Consider the following 7450-nt stretch of genomic DNA (forward strand, 5'->3'; position numbering starts at 1 on the left):
AGAACGAGTATTCCGTCAATCTGCCAACACGATTCTATTACAAGAAGAAATGGCAGAGAGGATGGATCAATGTAGTCAATCCATTCCGTGCCACCATCGTGTTAGGTACACCGGGTAGTGGTAAGTCCTTTGCTGTAGTGAACAACTACATCAAACAGCAGATAGAGAAGGGGTATTCAATGTATATCTATGATTTCAAGTTTCCCGACCTTTCGACGATTGCCTACAACCACATGATGAACCATCAGAATGGATATAAGGTCAAGCCCCAGTTCTATGTCATCAACTTTGATGATCCTCGCAGAAGTCATCGCTGCAATCCCATTCACCCGGATTTCATGAGTGACATTTCCGATGCTTATGAGAGTGCATACACCATCATGCTCAACCTCAACAAGACGTGGGTCCAGAAGCAGGGCGACTTTTTCGTGGAGAGTCCGATTATCCTCTTTGCAGCCATCATTTGGTACCTAAGAATCTACAAGAACGGGAAGTATTGTACCTTTCCCCATGCCATCGAATTGCTTAACCGCAGATACGAGGATGTCTTTCCGATACTGACGAGCTATCCCGAACTGGAGAACTACCTATCTCCGTTCATGGATGCCTGGCAAGGTGGGGCGATGGAGCAGTTGGCGGGTCAGATTGCAAGCGCAAAGATTCCACTTTCAAGAATGATCTCACCACAACTCTACTGGGTGATGTCCGCAAGCGAGTTTACACTCGACATCAACAATCCCGAAGAACCGAAGATTCTATGTGTCGGCAACAATCCCGACCGTCAGAACATTTATGGTGCGGCACTTGGTTTGTACAACAGCCGCATCGTGAAACTCATCAACAAGAAGGGACAACTCAAATCATCCGTTATCATTGACGAGTTGCCGACCATCTATTTCAAGGGATTGGATAACCTGATTGCTACGGCACGAAGCAACAAGGTGGCGGTGTGTTTAGGCTTCCAAGACTTCTCGCAGTTGGTTCGCGATTATGGAGACAAGGAGGCAAAGGTGGTTATCAATACGGTAGGTAACATCTTCAGCGGTCAGGTCGTTGGCGAGACCGCCAAGACTTTATCCGAGCGTTTTGGCAAGGTGCTCCAAAAGCGCCAGTCCATTTCCATCAATCGTCAGGATGTCTCTACATCTATCAATACCCAGATGGACAGTCTCATTCCGCCGAGCAAGATTAGCGGACTCACCCAAGGTATGTTTGTCGGCTCTGTTTCCGACAACTTCACCGAGCGCATAGAGCAGAAGATCTTCCATGCCGAGATTGTTGTTGACACCGACAAGGTAAAGCGAGAGGAAAGCCATTATCAGCCTATCCCCATCATCAACGACTTCAAGGATGCCGATGGCAACGACTGTATGAAGCAAGCTATTCTGGACAATTACAACCAAATCAAGGAGGATGTCAAGCTGATTGTCAAGGACGAGCTGGAGCGCATCGCTGGTGACGAGAGCTTAAAGCATCTCATACAGAAATAAACAATAAGGCGAGTAACTTTTAGGAATTGTCCTTTCAGTTACTCGCCCCTGCATACATATATGGGATTTATCGTTTTTTATCGTCTCATTCTTTCCAATTCATCATCCTTTCGCATTTTGTCGTTCAACTTCTCCTGCATTCTGTCAAGGAAGTAAGTACGGCTATGGTTCTTGCGTCTTCTGATGTCGGTATAGAAACGATAGCAGTCCTTGGCTTTGATGCCAAAGAACTGGTACATGGCTTGCGCCAAGTCCTTGAATTTCACATCGCCATCGTTCACGCTTCCCATTACGCAGATGCCATATACCATTTCTACAAGGTCAACGGCATTGCCAGTCCATTTTACTAATGGCTTTGATTCTGATGATACTGGCGGAGAGGCTTCTGAAGTGGATGTGGTCACATGAAGATGATATGTTGCTGCCACATGCTCTTGCATTCTGCGGACAAATGCATTTGCTTTGCGCACATACAAGCCTACGGTTCCCAAACAATCCTTTATATGGGGCATTGACAGATGAAAGTCAAGCTCGGTCTCTGCGTATGACAGTGCAAAGACCGCTTGCTTCACGTTGGTGCTGCATAAATCAACCACAACCTTGATAAACTCACGATATGAGTTCTCCAAAGCGTTACCACCTTTGTTCTTATGACCTGCATTCAGCAAGTTGAAAAAATCAGTCTCTATCAATATGTTGTATTCCATGTTGCTGTCTCTTTTATGGGTTTGTACTAATTTGATGTTTCTGTGCGCACATCATTTATTAGTCCAATACCTATGCCATTCCAAGACAGACTAAACAATAGGATGATGATATTTCCTGATAATCAGCAACTTTTTCAAGAGAATAAGATTTTCACGAGGAAATTGCAAGAAGAAATAGTGTAAGGAAAACCGGACACTCGTCCAATCTTCCTTACACGGTTCTTATACCGTTACAACTTGTTAGTAGGAATACCATACTCTTTCATACGGGTATAGAATGTAGTATGGCTCATTTCCAACATTTTTGCTGCATCACGCTTGATGCCATTGCATTGCTTCAAAGCCCACAAGATACGCTCTCGATTGATCTTGCGTTCTTGTTCATCAAAGTCCAAAGCCTCTTCTGTCAATGCCGATTGTGACAACTGCAAGTCCTCGACATCTATTATCTCATTCTCGCATAACAGCATAGCTCGCATGATACATGATTTCAACTCACGCACATTGCCTGGCCATGTATGGCTTACAAGTGCCCTTTGCGCTTCCTTACTGATACATTTTATTTCTTTGTCCGTATGCCTATCATATAGTTTCAGGAAGAAGTTAGCTAATGGCATAATATCTTCCTTGCAATCCCGCAACCGTGGAATCTCAATAACCGCTTCGTGAAGTCGATAATACAGATCGCTTCTGAATCGTCCTTCCCGAACTGCCTCTTGCAGATTCTCGTTGGTAGCGGCAATAATGCGCACATCAGCCACTTTGTCTTTTGTAGCTCCCAATGGTCGGTAGCTCTTGGATTGCAACACACGCAGCAGCATCGCCTGTACGTCTTTCGGCAGGTTGCCTATCTCGTCCAAGAACAGCGTACCTCCAGAAGCCAATTCAAAGTAACCTTTTCTTGCTGCGTCTGCACTTGTGAATGCCCCTTTCTCATGTCCGAAGAGAGCGGAAACGGCAAGTTCCGCAGAAAGCGTACCGCAATCTACTACCTCAAAAGGCTTGTCGGCTCTTTTGCTTTGCAGATGTATCTTTTCCGCTATATGTTCTTTGCCAGTACCATTGTCGCCCAATATCATAACAGCCATGTCGCTTTTGGCAAACAATTCTGCCATTTTGTATATACGGCGAAACTTCTCACTTTTGCGGTAAACAATCTTGTTATTCAACTCGACGAGTCGTTTCTGCTTGTCTATGATTTCTTCCAAACGTTCATAAACTACATCAAGCAACAATTTCTTCGGTATATAGTCTTCCGCTCCCAATTTCATAGTCCTCACGGCACTCATGCTTTCATCGTAAGATGTCATGATGATAAATGGATTCTTGTAGCCGTTACTACGCATCCATTCCAACAGGTCGATACCGTTATCATTCCCCAAGCGCATATCCGAAATGACAACATCCCATTCAGAGGATTCCTTCACAGCTTTCAGACCATCTCTGTAATTGTAGCATAAGATTGTTTTCCATCCCTTCGCTTCCAACTTCTTGCCCAACATATTACAAAATGTCGGGCTGTCTTCAATGATTATTACTTTCTTCATGCTGTTACCTCCTCAATTTTCTTTTGTGCGGCTTTGATGATTGCCTCACCATGTGCGAAAACATCCTCAACCGCTTGGTTGATAACGTCGTCTGATGATGTAGAATCTTCTATCAGGTCAAAAAGATAGTTCAAAGACTCGTCAGATTGTACCATCATCCACGAGCTTCTTGCGTGGTGAATGGCATCGGACATTTTCTTGCGGTTCTCCTCTTGGGCTGCATTACGGATACTGCCCAATGTGTCAGTCATTTCCTTTACGAAATTCTCCAAAGTTTCTTTTTCATTGCCGTAGGTCAGCAACATAGAAAAGTCTATTTGTTTTTCTGCTATCTTACCATTCACACACTTTCTGGCAGTGTTTATCAAATCCTTGTCAGACATCGGCTTGAACAGACAAGCGACAAATCCTGCGCCAAGCAGTTCTTGCTCACTCACATTTGGTGCTGCTGTCATAACGACAACAGGAATGGTCTTGGAGTTACGCACGTTCACCATACGCATCATTTCCAGAATCTCGATACCATTCACTTCAGCCATCTTCAAATCCGTTATCAGCAGATCATAAGATTTTTTGCGCATCATATCCAATAAATCCGTGGCATTATTACAAGTGTCACATACAATGCCGTTTGATGCAAAAGCCTCACGGATGGTACTCAGTTGCACATGGCTATCATCAATGGCAATGACAGTAAACGAATCTTGTCGTTTCGTTCTATACTGGATTGGTTCCACATTCTGCTTTTCGGCTGCAGCCATAGGAAGACTAATGGTAAAGATACTTCCCAGCCCTTGGTGACTGGACACATCGATTTTTCCTTTCATCAGTGAAACGAGGTTCTTGACAATGGAAAGTCCCAAGCCAAATCCCGGTTGGGTGACCGCATTTCCCAATCTTGCAAATTCCTTGAAGATTTGTTTTTGTTGCTTGTCATCCAATCCTGTTCCTGTATCCTTAACCTTTAGCATGAATACACCATTCTTATAGGTTGTGGACAATACTATCTCACCCTTTCCCGTATATTTGATGGCATTGGAAAGTAGATTGCGTCCTATTGTAAGCACCTTTTCCTTGTCTCCATTGACAACACCATCTGCCTTATTGCTGACGCTCAATTCCAGTTGTTTCTTCGCAGCAAAGGGCTCATACTCCATTTTTAATTGCTCGGCAATGTCCATCATGCGGAAAGGGCGTTCCTTGACGGTCGCCTTTCCATTCGCTAATTTGGAGTAAACCAGGAAACTGTCAATCATAGAAGTCAAGCCTTTCGATGTGTCAACAATCAAGTCGGCATACCGTTTGCTTTCATCCGTAGCATCTTCAAGTCCGCTAATCTTGCGAGCATAATCCTTGATGGCAGACAAGGGACTGCGCATCTCATGCGTTACAGTCAGCATCACCTTTCTTGTTTCTTCCTTGCTCTTACGTGTCTTGAATGCGAATCGCCATACCAATAGGAATAATACGAAAAATACCAATATCAACAATCCTATCATCCCTATATAATAATAGGTATAATTGCCTTCCAAGTCTGCGATTTGTCGCTCACGAACTTTGATGCCTTTATCCACATTCTCATCAGCTATGCTGATTACTCTTTGCAACTGCTTATTGATACTTTCATTTCTGTTTCCAAGACTATCCAATATCTCCACTACCTTACGGCTTTGCTGGTGATGTTTAGCAACAACCGTTTGGTTTAGGTTGGTGAGCATCTTTTCAGTTTGGGTTAAACGGTTGCCTGTTGTTACTGCATTTTCTTTCTTGCCGAACAATCTGCTGAAGAAACCGCGCTTCTTTGGCTTTGCCTGCTGTGGCATAGCTGAAAGTCTTTTGCTTTCAGTCTTATTCTGCTCTACAATTCTTGGAACTTCTGCGGTCAGCTTTTCTTGAGTGGCATTCAGATCCTGCATGGCATCCTTTATATCCAAAAGGAGCTGTTCCTTTTCTGCAAGAAGATGGCAGATTGTATCAGAATCTTCTTGCAGACAAATATCTGCGATGCCTTGAAGCATACTGTTCACTTCCAATCGAAGCGAATGATACTCATTTACATCTGTTGAGTCCCAATCCGCAACCATTTCACCAAGCAGTGACAATTCCGTTATGTGCAAGTTTAAGTCATGCACATTCTTTCGCCACTGATGCAGTTCTGCATTTCTACACTCAATCTCCTTTCTGTCGCGCCATTCAAATAGGCCGATAACAATGGTACATCCTACGATGACGATGGCAGTCATGATGCCTAAAGCCATCCATCTACAGATATGCCCGGTCTGTTCTTTGCGTTCCATGTTGTTTACTTTTTACGTTTCTATTACTTCATTATTGCTTTGCAATAACATTTTAATCGGCAAAGATAATGGCAGGAAGTATCAAAGACGAATATTTATATATATTATAACAACTTTTATGTAATTTCTTGGTAAAAACAGCATATCGTCAAGATAAGAGCCATTATTGAATAATAACCATTGGCAAGAAAGCCAAAAGCTGATAAAGTGTAGATTGTGAGACTTAATCGAAAAAGGATGGCAAGAGTTTCAATCCTACCATCCTTCTGAATCTTATTGAAAAGTCTTTTGCGTTGTCAGCTTTATCAATGAGTAAATGAGAGAGTCGTTTACCTAACTCTTACACCTTTACCATTCAGAACTTCACCTCTAATATCATCAGTTTTACATAAATACAAGTCGTAGCCAATGGCTGTAATATCGCAATATCTTGGAGGAGTAATGACTTTTCCACTTAGTGACATCAATCCATACCAACCAAGTTCTGCTTCATATTTTTTGCAATTTGCAGTCTTTTGATAAGGTGTTGGTTCTGCTTCTGCCGTTTCACCTGTTAAATTACCCTCATTATGCAATTATCTCAAAAAATGAGAGAAATAGCGAGTACTTATGGCTGAGAAACGTGAAGATTAACACCGAGAAGGACATCTTTGATTCTCGAAATGTAAATATTCATAACTTTCAATGTGTTTCCTACAAAATCGCCTTTGGCTCATGCGCATAACAGGTGAGTATGAAATATGCAGGCTATATATCTACTCAATCCTTGAATTACCATTCTATTAAGGTTGCTCTACCGCTTAGAGGAGGCTCACCGTATAATCCTCTTTGGTTATTCAATTGTGTTTGCAACTGTAATCTTTCTGCCTCTGTAAGTTTTTGACCATTTGGATAATATGTATCATCTAATTCGATATAATTATCTGTCCTTGCGATGTAAGGCAAATAACGCTCATTTAAAAAATAGATATCATTATAAGAAAGAGAGTAGGTTTTGGCAATAGAGTAATTGCCTGTTTTCATAATGGTGTTTCCAGAGCCGTTTGAATAATCTGTAGATGCAGCCAATGTTATCGAAAAATAGTCAAAACTTCCCTGCATAGTGTAATTTTTAGTAATTTTCGTAAAGGCAGATTTACAGTTGCTTTTTACATTATTAAGATTGATTGTTACATAATCATCTCGATCCTTGCGCTGTTGTTCATTGAACATTCCGGCAGCATTGCAAAAAGCATGGAGGAAGAATCGTCGAATCTCATCATCTGATTCAGACTTCAATGCGGCGGGAACATTAATGAACTGTCCTCCTTGTATAAGGCCGTAACTACCACTACCTTCAACAGCAGATTCATTCATGTGCACTGTAATGTTGGGTAGTTTTATATCAATAGTTCGTTAAAATTTGAGAT

The 7450-nt window shown here is 42.2% G+C and carries 6 protein-coding genes; 1 reads left to right on the forward strand and 5 read right to left on the reverse strand.

The window, feature by feature from the left end; genetic code table 11:
• Positions 1-1490: conjugal transfer protein MobC (gene mobC, locus DW657_RS16025; RefSeq protein ID WP_233547191.1), on the forward strand; the 1490-nt coding region annotated here is incomplete at its 5' end.
• Positions 1491-1567: 77 nt separating this feature from the next.
• Here the strand turns inward: mobC and DW657_RS16030 are convergent.
• The 5 genes from DW657_RS16030 to DW657_RS16050 form a co-directional block, all read right to left on the reverse strand.
• Positions 1568-2197: an RteC domain-containing protein gene (locus DW657_RS16030; protein WP_118066929.1), complete on the reverse strand. Its 630-nt coding sequence runs from the start codon at positions 2195-2197 to the stop codon at positions 1568-1570.
• A gap of 230 nt (positions 2198-2427) precedes the next feature.
• Positions 2428-3744 (reverse strand): sigma-54 dependent transcriptional regulator, encoded by a 1317-nt coding sequence (locus DW657_RS16035; protein ID WP_117663914.1) that lies wholly within the window; start codon positions 3742-3744, stop codon positions 2428-2430.
• Positions 3741-6041 (reverse strand): hybrid sensor histidine kinase/response regulator, encoded by a 2301-nt coding sequence (locus tag DW657_RS16040; RefSeq protein ID WP_117663915.1) that lies wholly within the window; start codon positions 6039-6041, stop codon positions 3741-3743. Before DW657_RS16040 ends, DW657_RS16035 begins: the two co-directional genes overlap by 4 nt.
• Positions 6042-6370: 329 nt before the next feature.
• Entirely contained in the window at positions 6371-6616 is a 246-nt protein-coding gene (locus DW657_RS16045) for a hypothetical protein (protein ID WP_181992801.1), read from the reverse strand.
• Between the two features lie 196 nt (positions 6617-6812).
• A complete protein-coding gene (locus DW657_RS16050) occupies positions 6813-7397 on the reverse strand; it encodes a M12 family metallopeptidase (RefSeq protein WP_203052006.1) in 585 nt (194 codons plus the stop codon).
• Positions 7398-7450: the final 53 nt, after the last annotated feature.

Origin of the sequence: Prevotella sp. AM23-5, assembly GCF_003473645.1 — a bacterium.
Lineage (GTDB): Bacteria > Bacteroidota > Bacteroidia > Bacteroidales > Bacteroidaceae > Prevotella > Prevotella copri_A.

Coding starts and splice junctions, on each gene's coding strand:
- DW657_RS16030 (WP_118066929.1), bottom strand. CDS start 2,197: ATGGAATACAACATATTGATAGAGACTGATTTTTTCAACTTGCTGAAT.
- DW657_RS16035 (WP_117663914.1), bottom strand. CDS start 3,744: ATGAAGAAAGTAATAATCATTGAAGACAGCCCGACATTTTGTAATATG.
- DW657_RS16040 (WP_117663915.1), bottom strand. CDS start 6,041: ATGGAACGCAAAGAACAGACCGGGCATATCTGTAGATGGATGGCTTTA.
- DW657_RS16050 (WP_203052006.1), bottom strand. CDS start 7,397: ATGAATGAATCTGCTGTTGAAGGTAGTGGTAGTTACGGCCTTATACAA.